At 75.9% G+C, this 15,878-nt stretch carries 14 protein-coding genes; 6 read left to right on the top strand and 8 right to left on the bottom strand.

Going from position 1 to position 15,878, the window contains the following annotated elements; genetic code table 11:
- Positions 1 to 2,089: diguanylate cyclase domain-containing protein (locus tag ABQ292_RS15700; RefSeq protein WP_369208007.1), on the bottom strand; the 2,089-nt coding region annotated here is incomplete at its 3' end.
- Positions 2,086 to 3,825: a diguanylate cyclase gene (locus tag ABQ292_RS15695; protein ID WP_369208005.1), complete on the bottom strand. Its 1,740-nt coding sequence runs from the start codon at positions 3,823 to 3,825 to the stop codon at positions 2,086 to 2,088. The genes ABQ292_RS15695 and ABQ292_RS15700, both read right to left, overlap by 4 nt.
- A gap of 104 nt (positions 3,826 to 3,929) precedes the next feature.
- Here ABQ292_RS15695 and pheA point away from each other — a divergent pair, with 104 nt between their 5' ends.
- Positions 3,930 to 4,865: a prephenate dehydratase gene (gene pheA / locus ABQ292_RS15690; RefSeq protein WP_369208003.1), complete on the top strand. Its 936-nt coding sequence runs from the start codon at positions 3,930 to 3,932 to the stop codon at positions 4,863 to 4,865.
- A gap of 90 nt (positions 4,866 to 4,955) precedes the next feature.
- Here pheA and ABQ292_RS15685 read toward each other — a convergent pair whose 3' ends face one another.
- A complete protein-coding gene (locus tag ABQ292_RS15685) occupies positions 4,956 to 7,064 on the bottom strand; it encodes an MMPL family transporter (protein WP_369208001.1) in 2,109 nt (702 codons plus the stop codon).
- Between the two features lie 31 nt (positions 7,065 to 7,095).
- Here ABQ292_RS15685 and ABQ292_RS15680 point away from each other — a divergent pair, with 31 nt between their 5' ends.
- On the top strand, positions 7,096 to 7,584 hold the full coding sequence (locus tag ABQ292_RS15680) for a MarR family winged helix-turn-helix transcriptional regulator (RefSeq protein WP_369207999.1): 489 nt from the start codon (positions 7,096 to 7,098) through the stop codon (positions 7,582 to 7,584).
- Between the two features lies 1 nt (position 7,585).
- On the opposite strand, the gene ABQ292_RS15675 is transcribed toward ABQ292_RS15680, so the two are convergent.
- From ABQ292_RS15675 to ABQ292_RS15665, 3 genes are read right to left on the bottom strand one after another with little or no spacing between them, the layout of a single operon-like run.
- A complete protein-coding gene (locus ABQ292_RS15675) occupies positions 7,586 to 7,921 on the bottom strand; it encodes a GroES family chaperonin (RefSeq protein WP_369207997.1) in 336 nt (111 codons plus the stop codon).
- Between the two features lie 23 nt (positions 7,922 to 7,944).
- Complete coding sequence (locus ABQ292_RS15670; RefSeq protein ID WP_369207995.1) at positions 7,945 to 8,292, bottom strand: metallopeptidase family protein; 348 nt, start codon at positions 8,290 to 8,292, stop codon at positions 7,945 to 7,947.
- Entirely contained in the window at positions 8,289 to 9,725 is a 1,437-nt protein-coding gene (locus ABQ292_RS15665; protein ID WP_369207993.1) for a GuaB1 family IMP dehydrogenase-related protein, read from the bottom strand. The genes ABQ292_RS15670 and ABQ292_RS15665 overlap by 4 nt, the downstream gene beginning before the upstream one ends.
- 155 nt (positions 9,726 to 9,880) lie before the next feature.
- Between ABQ292_RS15665 and serS the strand changes: the two genes are divergently transcribed.
- From serS to ABQ292_RS15650, 3 genes are read left to right on the top strand one after another with little or no spacing between them, the layout of a single operon-like run.
- A complete protein-coding gene (serS, locus tag ABQ292_RS15660; RefSeq protein ID WP_369207991.1) occupies positions 9,881 to 11,182 on the top strand; it encodes a serine--tRNA ligase in 1,302 nt (433 codons plus the stop codon).
- A complete protein-coding gene (locus ABQ292_RS15655) occupies positions 11,179 to 12,093 on the top strand; it encodes an HAD family hydrolase (protein ID WP_369207989.1) in 915 nt (304 codons plus the stop codon). Before serS ends, ABQ292_RS15655 begins: the two co-directional genes overlap by 4 nt.
- Complete coding sequence (locus ABQ292_RS15650; protein WP_369207987.1) at positions 12,086 to 12,889, top strand: HAD family hydrolase; 804 nt, start codon at positions 12,086 to 12,088, stop codon at positions 12,887 to 12,889. The genes ABQ292_RS15655 and ABQ292_RS15650 overlap by 8 nt, the downstream gene beginning before the upstream one ends.
- Positions 12,890 to 12,985: 96 nt before the next feature.
- On the opposite strand, the gene ABQ292_RS15645 is transcribed toward ABQ292_RS15650, so the two are convergent.
- Complete coding sequence (locus ABQ292_RS15645; protein ID WP_369207985.1) at positions 12,986 to 13,522, bottom strand: bacterial proteasome activator family protein; 537 nt, start codon at positions 13,520 to 13,522, stop codon at positions 12,986 to 12,988.
- Between the two features lie 96 nt (positions 13,523 to 13,618).
- Here ABQ292_RS15645 and ABQ292_RS15640 point away from each other — a divergent pair, with 96 nt between their 5' ends.
- Positions 13,619 to 14,842, top strand: a complete 1,224-nt coding sequence (locus ABQ292_RS15640) for a cysteine desulfurase-like protein (protein ID WP_369207984.1) — start codon at positions 13,619 to 13,621, stop codon at positions 14,840 to 14,842.
- 3 nt (positions 14,843 to 14,845) lie between these two features.
- Here the strand turns inward: ABQ292_RS15640 and ABQ292_RS15635 are convergent, their stop codons facing one another.
- The gene (locus ABQ292_RS15635; RefSeq protein WP_369207982.1) at positions 14,846 to 15,838 is read right to left on the bottom strand and encodes an NAD(P)H-quinone oxidoreductase; all 993 of its coding nucleotides are present in this window, start codon (positions 15,836 to 15,838) and stop codon (positions 14,846 to 14,848) included.
- Positions 15,839 to 15,878 lie beyond the last annotated feature (40 nt).

The following is a 15,878-nucleotide window of genomic DNA, read 5'->3' as shown; positions in this document are numbered from 1 at the left end:
CGGGGCCGCCGGTCGACAGCGGCGGGTCCAGGGGGCGCACCGGCTCGGCCAACAGCGCGGCGAAGCCCCCGACGGGGTCCAGGGTGGCCGGCTGCACCGGGCCGACGGTGACCGCGGACGGCCCGGCGCCGGAGGACCCCGGCGGGGACGGGTCGTCCGGCGGGGCGTCGGGCGCGCGGGTCTGGGTGACGGCGGACAGCCGGACGACGCGGTCGCGGCCGCTGCGCTTGGCGTCGTAGAGGACGCCGTCGGCCGCGGCGAACAGCGTGCGCCGGTCGTCGCCGCGGGTGGCCGACGCGATGCCCACGCTGATGGTGACCGGGACGGTGACACCCAGGGCGGTCCAGTCGTGGCCGGCGACGGCGCGGCGCACCCGCTCGAGCGCGTGCTCGGCCTGCTCGGCGGTGGTGTCGGGCAGCAGGACGACGAACTCGTCGCCGGCCCAGCGGCACACCTCGTCGGTGTCGCGGCAGCCGGCCAGCAGCAGGTCGGCGACCGCCCGCAGCACCGCGTCGCCGCCGGGGTGCCCGACGGCGTCGTTGATCGACTTGAACCGGTCGACGTCGACGACGGCCAACGCCGGCGTGGTGCCCGCGCTGAGCAGGCCGTCGAGCCGGGCCTCGGCGTAGCGGCGGTTGGGCAGGCGGGTGAGCGGGTCCTCGTAGGCCTGACGGCGCAGCTGACCGGCCGCCCGCTCGTTCTCCAGCAGGCTCTTGCGCCGGCCGAACAGCTCCACCCAGCGGGTGCGCCGCTCGTCGACCCGGTCCAGCTCGTCGGCCAGGTAGGCCTGCAGGTAGGGCAGCGCGCGGCCGGCGTCGTCGAGCTCGGCGTGCAGCGTGCACAGCTCCCGCAGCGCGGCGCGGCGCAGCCGGGGCAGGCCGTGCTCGGTGGCCAGCGCGAGGGCCTTGGCCAGCTGCTCGTCGGCGCTCCGGCCGTCGTCCTGACGGCGCAGCGCGCGGCCGAGGGCGAGCAGCGCCGAGGCGAGCAGGGCGCGGTCGCCGGTGGCACTGGTGATCCGGACGGCGGCGCGCAGCTGCCCCGTGGCGGCGGCGTGCTCGCCCAGCCCGACGAGCCCCCAGCCGTGCACGACCTGGGCGGCGACGATGCCCTCGGCCTCGGGTGGCAGCTGGGCCAGCGCCTGCTCGGCCAGCCGGCGGGCCTCGGCGAAGTGCGGGCGGGCCGACTCCGGTTCGCCGTCGTCGAGCAGGGCCTCGCCCAGCTCGGCGCACAGCTCGCCCAGGCAGGTCGCCGCGCGGGCGGCCAGCACGGCGGGTTCGCCGTCGTCGGGACCGAGGGCACCCCGCTCGGCGGCCGCCGTGGCGGCCTCCAGGGCGCGGCGCTGGTAGTCCAGGGCCAGCGGCATGAGCTCGAGGTCGGCCAGGACGCCGGCGAGGCTGCCCAGCGTGTCGACCAGCAGGGCGCTCGGGGTCAGGCCGGGGTCCAGCAGGCTCGCAGCCTCGACCGCCTCGTCCATCGCCGCGTCGATCCGGCGGGACAGCAGCTCGATGCGGGCGTGCCGGGCGAGGCCCGCGGCGCGCTGCAGGTCGTCGTCGGAGGCGTCGAAGGCGGCCTTGGCCGAGCGCACGAGCGCGATGGCCAGGGCGGCGTGCGAGGCCGACTCCGAGCGCGGGTCCCCGTCGGGGCCGTCCTCGGCACCGTCGAGCAGGTCGGCGACGCCGGCGTGCAGGTCCAGCGACTCGGTGGCCTCGGGGGCGTCCAGCGGCTCGCCGACGAGGGTGAAGCCGGCGACGCGCAGCCGGCGCACCAGCAGCTCGGCGCGCAGCGTGTCGGCCCAGGCACGGCCCAGGGACGGCGGGGCCGCGTCGTCGTCCGTGGCCGGGCGGCCGGCCTCGGAGGGCCCGGCTTCGTACGGCGAGGAGGGGTCGACGACCGACAGCAGCCGCTCGGCGTCGTCGAGCTGCCAGTTGGCGAGGGCAGCGGTCACCCGTTGGTGCAGGGCTCCGGGTGGCACCAGCGCACTGTGCACGCCGGGTCCGGGGGAGTCGAGCACCGCCGGGCGGGCGCGCCGCGGGGACGACGTCAGGTCGCCCGTCGTGTCACTGGCGTCCCAGGCGGAGGGTCCCGTCACGCCGACGTCCCCTCGGGCGGGGCGCCGTCGACCGGGGTCGCCTCGTCCACCCCGCCGTCCCCGGCCCCGCCGTCGACCCCGCCGTCGACCAGGCCGGGGGCGCGGACCCGGTTGCGCCCGCCGCGCTTGGCGGAGAACAGGTGCAGGTCGGCGGTGTCGAACAGCGAGCGCCAGCCGGCCGGCTCGGCCGCCTCGTCGGCGACCGCCGGGGCGGTGGCCACCCCGATGCTCACGGTGATCGGCTCGTTGAGCGGCAGGTCGCGCCAGTCGGCGTCGGCCACGGCCGCGCGCAGCCGCTCGACGGCGGCCAGCGCCTGGCCCTGGGTGGCCGTCGGCAGCACGACGAGGAACTCGTCGCCGGCCCACCGGTAGACCTCGTCGCCGACCCGGCTGTGCTCGCGCAGCAGCGCGGCCACCCGGCGCAGCACCTCGTCGCCGTGGGAGTGCGAGGTGTCGTCGTTGACCTCCTTGAACCGGTCGACGTCGACGACGGCGAGCGACAGCGGCTCGCCGCCCAGCCGCAGGCCGCTGAGCCGGCGCTCGGCGCTGCGCCGGTTGCCCAGGCCGGTGAGCGGGTCCTCGAGGGCGTGCCGGCGCAGGACGGCGGCCTGCCGCTCGACCTCGCGCAGCCGGCTGCGGCGCACGAACATCTCCGCCCACAGCGCGCGGCTGCGCGCGTGGGCCTGCCCGGTGTCGGCGCGGTAGGCGTCCAGCCAGTGCAGCGCGTCGGCCGGGCGGCCCATCGCGGCGGTGGCCTGGCCGAGCTCGAGCAGGCACTGGCGGTAGCGACGGCGGTCGGCGGTCGCGGCGAAGGCGCCGGCGGCGTCGACGAGCAGGTCGGCAGCCTCCTCGCCGTGCCCGCCGCCGCTGTGCAGCTGGGACAGCCGGCCGAGCAGCCGCGCCAGCGCCAGGTCGGTGTAGCCGCGCAGCCAGGTGCTGCCGGTGCGGTGCACCCGCCGGTGCACCCGGCGCAGCGGGCCGAGGGCGTCGTCGAGGTCGTCGTGGCAGACCAGCGCCCACGCCTGGACGACGTCGAGCCGGTCGAGGTCGTCGGGGTCGGGCTCGAAGCCGAGCTGCCGGGCGTCGGTGGCGCAGGCCAGCGCGTTCTCGGCCAGCTCGCGTGACCGCGTGACGTCCCCGCGGCGGCGCAGCGTCTGCGCCAGCTCGGTGGACTGCTGGGCGCACAGCCGCAGCAGCTGCCAGCGGTCGGCGAGGTCGGGCAGGGCGCCGGCGATCCGGTGGCCCAGCTCGGCCTGGTCGAGGGCGAGCTCCTCCAGGTCGAGCGCGGTGAGGGTCAGGGACAGCCACAGGTGGGCCTGGTGCAGCGCGCGCGGGGCCTCGGCGGCGTCGGGAGGCGTCACCTGCTCGGTGAGCAGGCTCGCGTCGATGGCCAGCAGCATCGCCGCGTCGAGGTGGTCGGCGGCCGCCTCGACGTGGGCCAGGTAGGCGAGGACCAGCGCGGTCGACGCCGACGGTCGGCAGGTGCCCAGGACCTCGCGCGCGGCGGCGACGGCGGCGGCCGTGGCGTCCCGGTCGCCGTCGACCAGCCCGCGGCGGGCGACCAGCGCGTGCCGCCAGGAGACCCACCGCGGCTCGCTGGCGGCGGCCAGCGAGGGCTCGACGGCATCGAGCTCGGCGCGGAAGGCGGGGACGTCGTCCCGGCCGCTGGCCGCCAGGACACGCCACAGCGCAGCGTCGAGGTCACCGTAGGTGACGGAAACCGAGCCGGGGGTCACGCATCCCTCCCACTCGACACTGGTCGTCCGGCCGCGGCCGGCAGCGAGGCAGCTCCCCCCGGACGGGGCCCGTGGCCCCGGTCCGACCGCACTACCCTCGTCGGGTGCCCCAGACGCCTCCGACGCGGTTCGCCTACCTCGGTCCCGAGGGTACCTTCGCCGAAGCAGCACTGAGCAGTGTCGTCGCCCCTGGTGAGGGTGTGCGGCAGCCGGCGGCGAGCGTCCCCGCCGCCCTCGCCGCCGTCCGCGCCGGCGAGTCCGACGCGGCCCTGGTGCCGCTGGAGAACTCGGTCGAGGGCCCGGTCCCGGCCACGATGGACGGGCTGTCCGACGGCGCCCCCCTGGTCATCACGCGCGAGGTGTTCCTGACCGTCGCGTTCGTCCTCGCCGTCCGGCCCGGCACGCGGCTCGCCGACGTCCGCGGCGTCGTCAGTCACCCGCACGCCCTCGCGCAGACGGCGCGCACGCTGGCCGGGCTGCTACCCGGCGTCCCGGCGCTGCCGGCCTCCTCGACCGCCGGCGCGGCCCGGGCGGTCGCCGAGGGTGAGCACGACGCGGCGGTGTGCGCGCCGATCGCCGCCGAGCGCTACGGCCTGGTGCCGCTGGCCGACGACGTCGCCGACCACCCCGGCGCGGTCACCCGGTTCGTGCTGGTGGCGCCGCCGGGCGCGCTGCCCGCGCCGACCGGCAACGACAAGACCTCGCTGGTGGCCGTCGTCGGCGACCGCACCGGCGCGCTGCTCGACCTGCTCGCGGAGTTCGCCGTCCGCGGGATCAGCCTCACCCGCATCGAGTCGCGGCCCACCCGGGAGCGCCTCGGCGTCTACTCGTTCTCCCTCGACTGCGAGGGGCACGTGGCCGACGCCCGGGTGGGGGAGGCCCTGGCCGCGCTGCACCGGGTGTGCGACGACGTCCGCTTCCTCGGCTCCTACCCGCGCGACGACGGCCGGACCAACCGCCCGGTGCCCGACGTCGCCGCCGACGCGGCGTTCGCCGACGCCGGCGCCTGGCTCGATCGACTGCGCGCCGGCCAGGTCTGAAGGAGGACCCCGTCCCGGGTCGCGGGTCCCGGAGTCCAGTTCCTGGCCGGCGTCGTGCTCTGGTCCGGATGCGGACCGGAGCACGACCGTTCAGACCGGCGCGGGTTCCCGCTCTCGCTCCGGCTCCGGCCGGCGCGCGAGCCGGCTCGGCCACCAGGTGCGGTCCCCGAGCAGCGCCACCGCGGCCGGCACCAGCAGCGAGCGGACCACGAAGGTGTCGAGCAGCACGCCGAAGCCGACCAGGAACGCCAGCTGCACGAGGAACAGCAGCGGCAGCACCGACAGCGCCCCGAACGTCGCGGCCAGCACCAGCCCGGCGGAGGTGATCACGCCGCCGGTCACCGCCAGCGCGCGCAGGACGCCGTCGCGGGTGCCGTGCCGCGCGGACTCCTCGCGCGCCCGCGTCATGAGGAAGATGTTGTAGTCGATCCCCAGGGCCACGAGGAACACGAACCCGATGAGCAGGATGCCGGGGTCGCTGCCGGGGAAGCCGAAGACGTCGTCGAACAGCAGCGCGGCCACCCCGACCGTGGCGCCGACGCTGAGCACCACGGTGGCCACCAGCAGCAGCGGGGCCACCAGCGCGCGGAGCAGCAGCGCGAGGACCACGCTGATCACCACCAGCACGCTCGGCACGATCACCCGCAGGTCGCGCGCCGCCGTCTCCCGGGCGTCGAGGTTGCTGGCGGTGTCACCACCTACGAGCGCGGCCGGGTCGGCGTCGTCCAGGGTGGTCCGCAGCCCGGAGACGACGTCGAGGGCCTCGGTGCTGTCGGCCGGGACGGCGAGGGTCACGTCGAGGCGGACCAGGCCGTCCACCACCAGCGGGCCGGCGCCCGGCTGCGGCGGGCCGCCGGCGCCGGTGAACGGGGCGACGGTGGCGACGCCGTCGGTGGCCGCCGCCGCCTCGGCGACGGCCGGCCACGAGTCCTCCGGCGTGACGACGACGGTCGGGCTCCCGGAACCGGCGTCGAAGTGGCGGCCCAGCGCCTCCTGGCCGTCGACGCCGTTGGACTCGCCGCGGATGGCGTCGCTGAAGGTGATGCCGCTGGCGTCGTAGGTGGGCGCGAACAGCGCCGCGGCGACCAGGGCGAGCGTGCTGATCGCCAGCACCCGCCGCGGACGCCGGCCCACGAGCGCGGCCACCCGCTGCCAGCCGCGGCCCTCCGTCGCCGGCTCCCCGGCGTGCGGCCGGAAGGGCCAGAACGCGGCGCGGCCGAGCAGGGTGAGCACGGCGGGCAGGAAGGTCAGCGCCGCGACGACGGCCAGCGTGACGCTGACCGCGGAGATCGGCCCGAGCCCGCGGTTGGAGCTCAGGTCGGAGAACAGCAGGCAGAGCACGCCGAGGACGACGGTCGCCCCGGAGGCCACGATCGGCTCCCACGAGCGGCGCAGCGCCGTCCGCATGGCGGTGAACCGGGACTCCTCGCTCCGCAGTTCCTCGCGGTAGCGGGCGACCAGCAGCAGGCCGTAGTCCGTGGCGGCCCCGACGACGAGGATCGAGGCGATGCCCTGGCTCTGGCCGTTGACCGTGATGAGGCCGCCGTCGGCGAGCAGGTAGGCGACCGCGTTGCCGGCGGTGAGGGCCAGGCCGGCGGTGCCGATGACGAGGAAGGGCAGCAGCGGGCTGCGGTAGACGACCAGCAGGATCAGCAGGACGACGCCGAACGCGGCGAGCAGCAGCAGTCCGTCGATGCCGGCGAAGCCGTTGGCGAAGTCGGCGAAGATCCCGCCCGGTCCGGTGACGAACGACGAGGTGCCGTCGACGGCGATGGTGTCCCGCAGGTCCCCGACCACCGTCACGATCTCGTCGCCGACGTCCGGGGTGATCGGCAGGAGCGCCTGCACCGCCTCGCCGTCCGCCGAGGGGATCGGCGGGGAGGGCTGCCCGGCCAGGAAGCCGGCCTCCTCGGCGACCGCGGTGGCCTCCTGCAGGCGCTGCCCGATCTGCGCGAGCGTGGCCTGGTCGAGGGGGCCGTCGCCCTCCCACAGCAGGATCGCCGGGATCGCCTCGGTCGGGGAGAAGCCCTGCTGCAGCTCGGCCACCCGGGTGGACTCCGCGCTGTCGGGGAGGAAGGCGGCGGTGTCGTTCTCCTGCAGCTCGGTCAGCCGGCCGCTGAGCGAGCCGAGCGGTCCGGCCGCGCCCACCCAGAGCAGGACGACGACGAGGGGGAGCAGCCAGCGGGCCCGGCGCGCCATGATGTGATCCTCTCGACGGCCGATCATCTCGATGATCGAGAGAATAGAGGTGGGGCGGGTGGCGCGCAACGACGACGAGCGGGCCGAGGTGGCCCTGCTGCTGCGCCGGCTCAGCGTGGAGCTGGACGCGGTCGGCCAGCGCTTCGCCGACGTGCACGGACTGGGCCGCACCGACGTCCGGGCGATCGTGGCCATCATGGACGCCGCCCGTGCCGGGCAGCCGCTGACCGCGGGCGGCCTCGGCGCGGCGGTGTCCCTCAGTTCGGCGTCGGTGACCGCGCTCGTCGACCGGCTCGAGCGGGCGGGTCACGTGCACCGGGTGCGAGACCCCGCCGACCGCCGCCGCGTGGTGCTGGAGATGTCGCAGTCCGCGATGACGGCGGGCGCGGCGTTCTTCGGCGGGCTGCAGCGCGAGATCGTGGCGGCGATGGAGGGGTTCTCCGACGCCGACCTCGCCGTCGTCCGGCGGTTCCTCACCGGGGTGATCGAGGTGGTCGCCGCCCACCACCAGCGCCCCTGACCTACAGGTAGAGGCCGGTGGACTCCTCGATCCGCTCGGCGGCGACGGCGTGCACGTCCCGCTCGCGCAGGATGACCAGCTCCTCGCCGTGCACCTCGACGTCGTGCTGGTCCTCGGGGGAGAAGAGCACCTGGTCGCCGACCTTCACCTGGCGCACGCTCGAGCCGACGCCGCGCGCCTCGCCCCACACCAGCCGCTTGGCCACCTGGGCCGTGGCGGGGATGAGGATGCCGCCGGTGGAGCGCCGCTCGCCGTCCTCGCGGCGCAGGGCCACCAGGATCCGGTCGTGCAGCATCTTGATCGGCAGCCCGCTGCCCTTGGCGACGTCCCCAGGCACGGCGATCACCGTACGCGGGGTCCTCATCCCCAGCCGAGCTCGTGCAGCCGCTCGTCGCTGATGCCGAAGTGGTGGGCGATTTCGTGGACGACGGTCACCGTGACCTCCTCGACCACCTCGTCGGCGGTCGAGCAGATGTCGCAGATGGCCTCGCGGTAGACCATGATCCGGTCGGGCAGCGCCCCGCCGTACTGCCAGCCGCGCTCGGTCAGCGCGTACCCCTCGTAGAGGCCGAGCAGGTCCGGCTCGTCCTCGTTGCGGTCCTCGACCAGCACGACGACGTTGTCCAGCAGCGCCATCAGCTCGGCCGGGACGGCGTCGAGCGCGTCGGCGACCAGCGACTCGAAGACCTCCCGCGGGAGCGGCCTCACCAGCTGGTCGGCAGCGGCCGGCCCTCCTCGTAACCGGCCGCGCTCTGCACGCCCAGGACGGCGCGCTCGTGCAGCTCGTCGATGGTGCGCGCGCCGGCGTAGGTGCACGACGAGCGCACGCCGGCCACGATCTGGTCGATCAGGTCCTCGACGCCCGGCCGGGCCGGGTCGAGGTACATCCGCGAGGAGGAGATGCCCTCCTCGAACAGGCCCGCGCGGGCCCGCTCGAAGCCGCTCTGCGCCGCCGTCCGGGCCTTGACCGCCCGGGCCGAGGCCATGCCGAAGGACTCCTTGTAGAGCCGGCCGTTCCCGTCGTCGTGGATGTCGCCGGCGCTCTCGTACGTGCCGGCGAACCAGGAGCCGACCATCACGTTCGCCGCGCCGGCGGCCAGGGCCAGCGCGATGTCGCGCGGGTGCCGCACGCCGCCGTCGGCCCACACGTGCCTGCCGAGCGCCCGGGCGGCGGCGGCGCACTCCTCGACCGCGGAGAACTGCGGCCGCCCGACGCCGGTCATCATCCGCGTGGTGCACATCGCACCGGGGCCCACGCCGACCTTCACGACGTCGGCGCCGGCCTCGACCAGGTCGCGGGTGCCCTCGGCGGTGACCACGTTGCCGGCCACCACCGGCACCGACCCGGCCACCGACCGCACCGCGCGCACCGCCTCGACCGCCTTCTCCTGGTGGCCGTGCGCGGTGTCGACGACGAGCACGTCGACACCGGCGGCCAGCAGCGCCGACGCCTTGCCGGCGACGTCGCCGTTGATGCCGACGGCGGCCGCGGTCAGCAGCCGGCCGTCGGCGTTGACCGCGGGCGTGTAGAGCGTGGAGCGCAGCGCGCCCTTGCGGGTGACGACGCCGACCAGCCGGTCGCCCTCGACCACCGGCGCGGCGCTGACCCGCTCCTCGGAGAGCACGTCGAAGACCTTCGGCAGGTCGGTGCCCGCCGGCACGGTCAGCGGGTGCGCGGCCATGACCTGGTCGAGCTGGCTGAAGCGGTCCACGCCCTGGCAGGCGCCGTCGGTCACCACGCCGACGGGCGCGCCGCCCTCGTCGACCACCACGACGATCCCGTGCGCCCGCTTGGTCATCAGCGACAGCGCCTCGCCGACCGTCGAGCTCGGCGCCAGGGTGATCGCGGTGTCGTAGACGGGGTGCCGGGCGTGCACCCACGAGACGACCTCGCCGACGACGTCGACCGGGATGTCCTGCGGCAGCACCGCCAGCCCGCCGCGGCGGGCGACCGTCTCGGCCATCCGCCGGCCGCTGATCGCCGTCATGTTCGCGACGACGACCGGGATGGTCGTGCCCACCCGGTCCGGCGTGGTCAGGTCGACCTCGAGCCGGGAGCCCACGGTGCTGTGGTTGGGCACCATGAAGACGTCGGCGTAGGTCAGGTCGGTGGCCGGCCGGTTGCCGCCGAGGAAGCGCATGTGCCCAGTGTCCCAGTTCGGCCGGAGCCGGAGGCCCGGGAGGCGATCCGCACGTCCCGCGCGCCGACACGTGTGGGGAGCTCCACCTGCCCCGACGAGGTGAGGGGTCCGGTCGTCGTCCGGGGGGAGCCGGCACCGCCACCTACGATCGGGGGGTGATCGACCTGCGCCTGGTGCGCGAGCACCCCGACGTCGTCCGTGCCAGCCAGCGTGCCCGCGGCGCCGACGAGTCCCGGGTCGACGCGCTCCTGGCCGCCGACGCCGACCGCCGCGCGGCCGTCAAGCGGGCCGACGACCTGCGCGCCGAGCAGAAGGCGGCCTCCCAGGCGGTGAGGAAGGCCTCCCCCGAGGAGCGTCCCGCGGTGCTCGAGCGCGCCCGCGCGCTGGCCGCCGAGGTCAAGGAGGCCGAGGAGGTCCAGCGGCTGGCCGACGCCGCGCTGCGCGAGGCGCACCTGTCCATCCCGAACGTCGTCCACGACGGCGTCCCGCCCGGTGGTGAGGACGACGCGGTGACGCTGCGCACCGTCGGCGAGGTGCCCGGCTACGACTTCGCCGTCCGCGACCACCTGGAGATCGGCGAGGCGCTCGGCGCGATCGACACCGAGCGCGGCGCCAAGGTCTCCGGCGCCCGCTTCTACTTCCTCACCGGCCCGGGCGCGCTGCTGGAGTTCGCCCTCGCCCAGCTGGCGATCACCCGGGCGGTCGCGGCCGGCTTCACCCCCGTCATCGCCCCCGCGCTCGTCCGCCCCGAGGCCATGGAGGGCACCGGGTTCCTCGGCGAGCACGACGAGGAGGTGTACCGGATCGAGCGCGACGACCTGTACCTCGTCGGGACGTCGGAGGTCGCGCTGGCCGGCATGCACGCGAACGAGGTGCTCGACCTCCCGGCCGGGCCGCGCCGCTACGCCGGCTGGTCGTCCTGCTTCCGCCGCGAGGCCGGCAGCTACGGCAAGGACACCCGCGGCATCATCCGCGTGCACTGGTTCGACAAGGTCGAGATGTTCAGCTTCTGCCGGCCCGAGGAGGCCGCCGCCGAGCACCTGCGGCTGCTGGCCTGGGAGGAGGAGTTCCTCCAGGCCCTCGAGCTGCCCTACCGCGTGGTCGACATCGCCGCCGGCGACCTGGGCACCAGCGCCGCGCGCAAGTACGACATCGAGGCGTGGTTCCCCAGCCAGGGCACCTACCGCGAGCTGACCAGCACGTCGGACTGCACCACCTTCCAGGCCCGCCGGCTGGCCATCCGCTACCGCGACGAGGACGGGAAGCCGCAGACGGCGGCCACGCTCAACGGCACGCTGTGCGCGATCGCCCGCACCATCGCCTGCCTGCTCGAGGTGCACCAGCGCGCCGACGGCTCGGTGCACGTCCCGGTCGCGCTGCGGCCGTGGCTGGGCGGGCACGAGGTCCTCGCGCCGGGCATGACGCTGGCCGCGCCGGTGCCCCCGGCCGCCGCATGAGCGGGACCGCGCCCCGCGCCGTCATCTCCGGGCACGTCCCCTCCCCGGAGGCCGACCGCGTGCTGGAGCTCGGCGACCTCGGTGGCTGGCGCCCGAAGCTGGTGGCCAGCGACCTCGACGGCACCCTGCTCACCTCCGAGGGCGTGGTCAGCCCGCGCACGCGGGCGGCCCTGGAGGCGTGCTGGGGCGCCGGCATCCCCGTCGTCGGCGTCACCGGGCGCGGGCCGCGGTTGTTCGACAGCGTGCGCACGGCGCTCGACGGGCGGGGCATCGCCGTCCTCGCCCAGGGTGGCTACGTCGTCGACCTCGAGCACGACGAGGTGCTGCGCACCGTCGGCCTGCCACGGGAGCAGGCGACCGCGGTGATCGAGCGCATCGAGGAGATCGCCGGTGACCTGATCGTCGCCGTCGAGGACGCCGCGGAGCAGGGCGAGGTGCACTCCCCGCTGCGGGTGCAGCACGGCTTCGACTGGCCCTACCCGGAGCCGGCGCACCTGCTGCCGCGGCACGCCGTCCTCCCCGAGGGCGCGGTGCTGAAGGTCTTCCTCCGCTCCTCCACGCTCGGCCAGGACGAGCTGCTCGCGCGCGCCCGGCGGGTGGTCGACCCCATCGAGGCCGAGGTGACCCACGCGGGGCTCGGCTTCATCGAGGTGCTGCCGCCCGGCGTCACCAAGGCCACCGGCCTGGCCGTCGCGCTCGACCGGTACGGCGTCGGCTTCGGCGACGTGCTCGTCTTCGGCGACATGCCCAACGACCTACCGATGATCACGGCGGTCACCGAGGCCGGCGGTCGCGCGGTCGCCGTCGCCAACGCGCACCCGGCGGTCCGGGCGGCCGCGGGCGGGAGGACCGGCGGGCACGACGCCGACGGCGTGGCGCGCTACCTCGAGGCGGTGCTGGCCGGTGTCTGACTGGCGTCCGCGGCTGATCGCCAGCGACATGGACGGCACGCTGCTGCGCTCGGACGACACCGTCAGCGACGCGACGGTGGTCGAGCTGGAGCGCTGGCGGGCTTCCGGCGTGCCCGTCGTCCTGGCCACCGGCCGGCCGCCGCGGTGGATGCGGCGGATCCGGGAGGTGCTCGGGTCGGGCACCGCGGTCTGCTGCAACGGTGCGGTGCTGCTCGACCTCGAGCGGTTCGAGGTCGTCGAGGAGGACGCACTGCCGCCCGACGTCCTGCGGTCGATCACCGCCGGCCTGCGCCGCGAGCAGCCCGGCACCTGGTTCGCCGTGGAGTACGGGCTGGAGTTCCGCCACGAGCCGGTCTACCAGCCGCGGTGGGACGTCGACGCGCCCGGCGTGGCGGAGGCCCCGCTGGAGGAGATCGTCGCCGCGCCGGCGGCCAAGCTGCTGGCCCGCCACGAGGACATGGACCGCGACTCCTTCGTCGCGCTGGTGCAGCAGGTGGTCGGCGACCTCGCCACGGTGACGACGTCGTCGTCCGACGCGCTGGCCGAGATCTCCGCGCCCGGCGTCACCAAGGCCACCGGTCTGGCGCGGGTGGCGGCGACGCACGGGCTCGGCCCGGAGGACGTCGTCTTCTTCGGTGACATGCCCAACGACGTCGCCGCGTTCGACTGGGTCCGCGAGGGCGGCGGCCGGGCCGTGGCGATGGCACAGGCGCACCCGGAGGTGCTGGCCGCGGCCACCGACGTCACCGGCACCAACGACGACGACGGCGTGGCCGCCTTCCTCGCCAGCCTCTGACACCGGCCCGCGCCGATCAGGTCACTGATCCTCGCCACGCCTGGTCATCGCCGCGGCCTGGTCACACCCGCGGTGGAGGCCGGTGGGCCGACCGGGTCACAGGTACTGGCCGCCGCCGGGGCGCGGCTCGGCCACCGTGGGCCCGCTGGGCAGGGCGCGGCGGCGGATCTCCTCCAGCTGCGCGCGGGCGGCCATCTGCTGGGCGAACAGCGCCGTCTGGATGCCCTGGAAGACGCCCTCCAGCCAGCCGACCAGCTGGGCCTGCGCGATCCGCAGCTCCGCGTCGGAGGGGGTCTCGCCCTCCGTGAAGGGCGAGGTGATCCGCCGCAGCTCCTCGCTGAGCTCCGGCGCGAGACCCTGCTCGAGCTCGCGGATCGACGAGGCGTGGATGTCGCGCAGCCGGGCGCGGCTGGGCTCGTCGAGCGGGGCCGCGCGCACCTCCTCGAGCAACTGCTTGATCATCGTGCCGATCCGCATGACCTTCGCCGGCTGCTCGACCATCTCGCTCAGGCCGTGCGTACCGTCGCCGTCCTCCCCGCCGGCGCCGGCGGGCATCGCGCCGACCGGCCGGCCGTCGGGTCCGACGACGACGACCTGCTGCGGACGCTCACTTCCGTTCCCCGGTGCCGTCATGCCCTCCATCCTGCCCCTCCCTGCTGAGCGCCGAACGCGGGGAGGCCGAGTGCCTCCGCCACGTCCCCGCCGGAGGGCGCCGTTAGGGTCGCCCGCATGGGACCGGGGGAGTCACGGCTGGACGTCGCGCGCGTCCGCGGCCAGTTCCCCGGCCTCTCCGACGGCTTCGTGCACACCGACGCGCCCGCCGGCACGCTGCTGCCCGAGAGCGTGGTGCACGCGGTGTCCTCGGCGATGCGGGTGCCCGTGGCCAACCGCGGCGGGGTCTTCCCGGCGTCCGCGCGCACGGAGGGCCTCATGGCCAGCGCCCGTGCGGCGGTGGCCGACCTGGTGGGCGGCGTCTCCACGGGCGTCGTCCTGGGCCCGAACACGACCACGCTCACCTACGCGCTGGCCCGGGCGCTGGCGCGGACCTGGCGCTACGGTGACGAGGTGGTGGTCAGCCGCCTCGACCACGACGCCAACATCCGCCCGTGGCTGCAGCTGGCCGAGCAGGTCGGCGTCGTCGTCCGGTGGGCCGAGGTGGACATCGAGACCGGCGAGCTGCCCGCCTGGCAGTACGACGAGCTGATCACCCCCCGCACCCGGCTCGTGGCGGTCACGGCGGCCAGCAACGCGATCGGCACGCGTCCCGACGTCGCCGCGATCGCGGCCCGCGCGCACGCCGTCGGCGCGCTGGTCTACGTCGACGCCGTCCAGGCCGCGCCGCACGTCTTCCTCGACCGGACCGCCCTGGGCGCGGACTTCCTTGCGGTGTCGGCCTACACCTTCTGCGGGCCGCACGTGGCCGCCGTGGTGGCCGACCCGGCGCTGCTGGCCGAGCTCGTCCCCGACCGGCTGCTGCCGGCACCGGACCGGGTGCCCGACCGCTTCGAGACCGGCACCCCGCCGTTCGAGCTCTACGCCGGCGTCACCGCCGCCGTCGACCACCTCGCCGGCCTGTGCGAGGACGCCACCGGCAGCCGCCGCGACCGGCTGCGCACCTCGATGAGCACCGTCGCCGCCTACGAGGGCGGGCTGTTCGACTGGCTGGACCAGGCGCTGCGCGCCATGCGGCACGTGCAGGTGGTCGGCTTCCCCGAGCACACGACACCGACGCTGTCGTTCACCGTGACCGGCATGCGGCCGCGGCAGGTGGCCGTCGAGCTCGCCCGCCGCGGCATCTGCGCCTGGGACGGCGACTTCTACGCCCGCGAGCTGTTCGACGCCCTCGGCGTCAACGAGGCCGGCGGCGCGATCCGGCTCGGGCTGGCGCACTACAACACCGCCGAGGAGGTCGGCTACGTGATCGACTCGGTGGCCGCGCTCCGGGCTCTGTAGCGCTCAGGCGTCGGGCAGGAGCAGCACCTTGCCCACGTGCTCGCTGGCCTCGACGACGCGGTGCGCCTCGGCCGCCCGCGACATGGGCAGCCGGCGGTCGACGATCGGCCGCACCACACCGCGCTCGACGTCGGGCCACACCTCGGCGCGGACCGCGGCGACGATCCCCGCCTTGCCGCCCGGGCCGGTGGCCGGCCGCGAGCGCAGCGCCGTCGCCGCCACCGACGCCCGCTTGGCCAGGAGCTTGCCGAGGTCGAGCTCGGCCCGGGTGCCGCCCTGCATGCCGATGACGACCAGCCGCCCGCTGACGGCGAGGGCGTCGACGTTGCGGGCCAGGTACTCCGCGCCCATGTTGTCGAGGACGACGTCGACCCCGGCGCCGTCGGTCTCCTCGCGGACCCGCTCGACGAAGTCCTCGTCGCGGTAGTTGATCGTGACCTCGGCGCCGAGCTCCCGGCAGACGTCGAGCTTGGCCGCCGTCCCGGCGGTGGTGAACACCCGGGCACCGGCGCGGACGGCGAGCTGGATGGCCATCGTGCCGATGCCGCTGGACCCGCCGTGCACGAGGAAGCAGTCGCCGCGGCGCAGGCCGGCGAGCTGGAAGACGTTCGACCACACGGTGCAGGTGACCTCGGGCAGCGCCGCGGCGGTGGCCAGCTCGACGCCGGCGGGGCGGGGCAGGAGCTGGACGGCCGGGACGGCGACCCGCTCGGCGTAGCCGCCACCGGCGAGCAGCGCGCACACCTCGTCGCCGACCGACCAGCCGGTCACGCCCTCGCCGACCTCGCTGACGACCCCGCTGCACTCCAGGCCCAGGATCTCGCTGGCGCCCCGGGGCGGGGGGTAGTTGCCGGCGCGCTGCAGCAGGTCGGCCCGGTTGACGGCGGTGGCGGCGACGTCGACGACGACCTCGCCGGGACCGGCCACCGGGTCGGGGACCTCGCCCCAGCCGAGGACCTCGGGGCCGCCGGAACCGTCCGTGATCACCGCGCGCATGCGCCCGACCCTAGGAGGGCGTGCTCCCGGTGTCGCCTCC

Origin of the sequence: Geodermatophilus maliterrae (genome assembly GCF_041018925.1) — a bacterium.
Classification (GTDB): Bacteria; Actinomycetota; Actinomycetes; order Mycobacteriales; family Geodermatophilaceae; genus Geodermatophilus; species Geodermatophilus maliterrae.
Note: the sequence above shows the minus strand (reverse complement) of the source record. Positions and strands in the feature narration are given on the sequence as shown.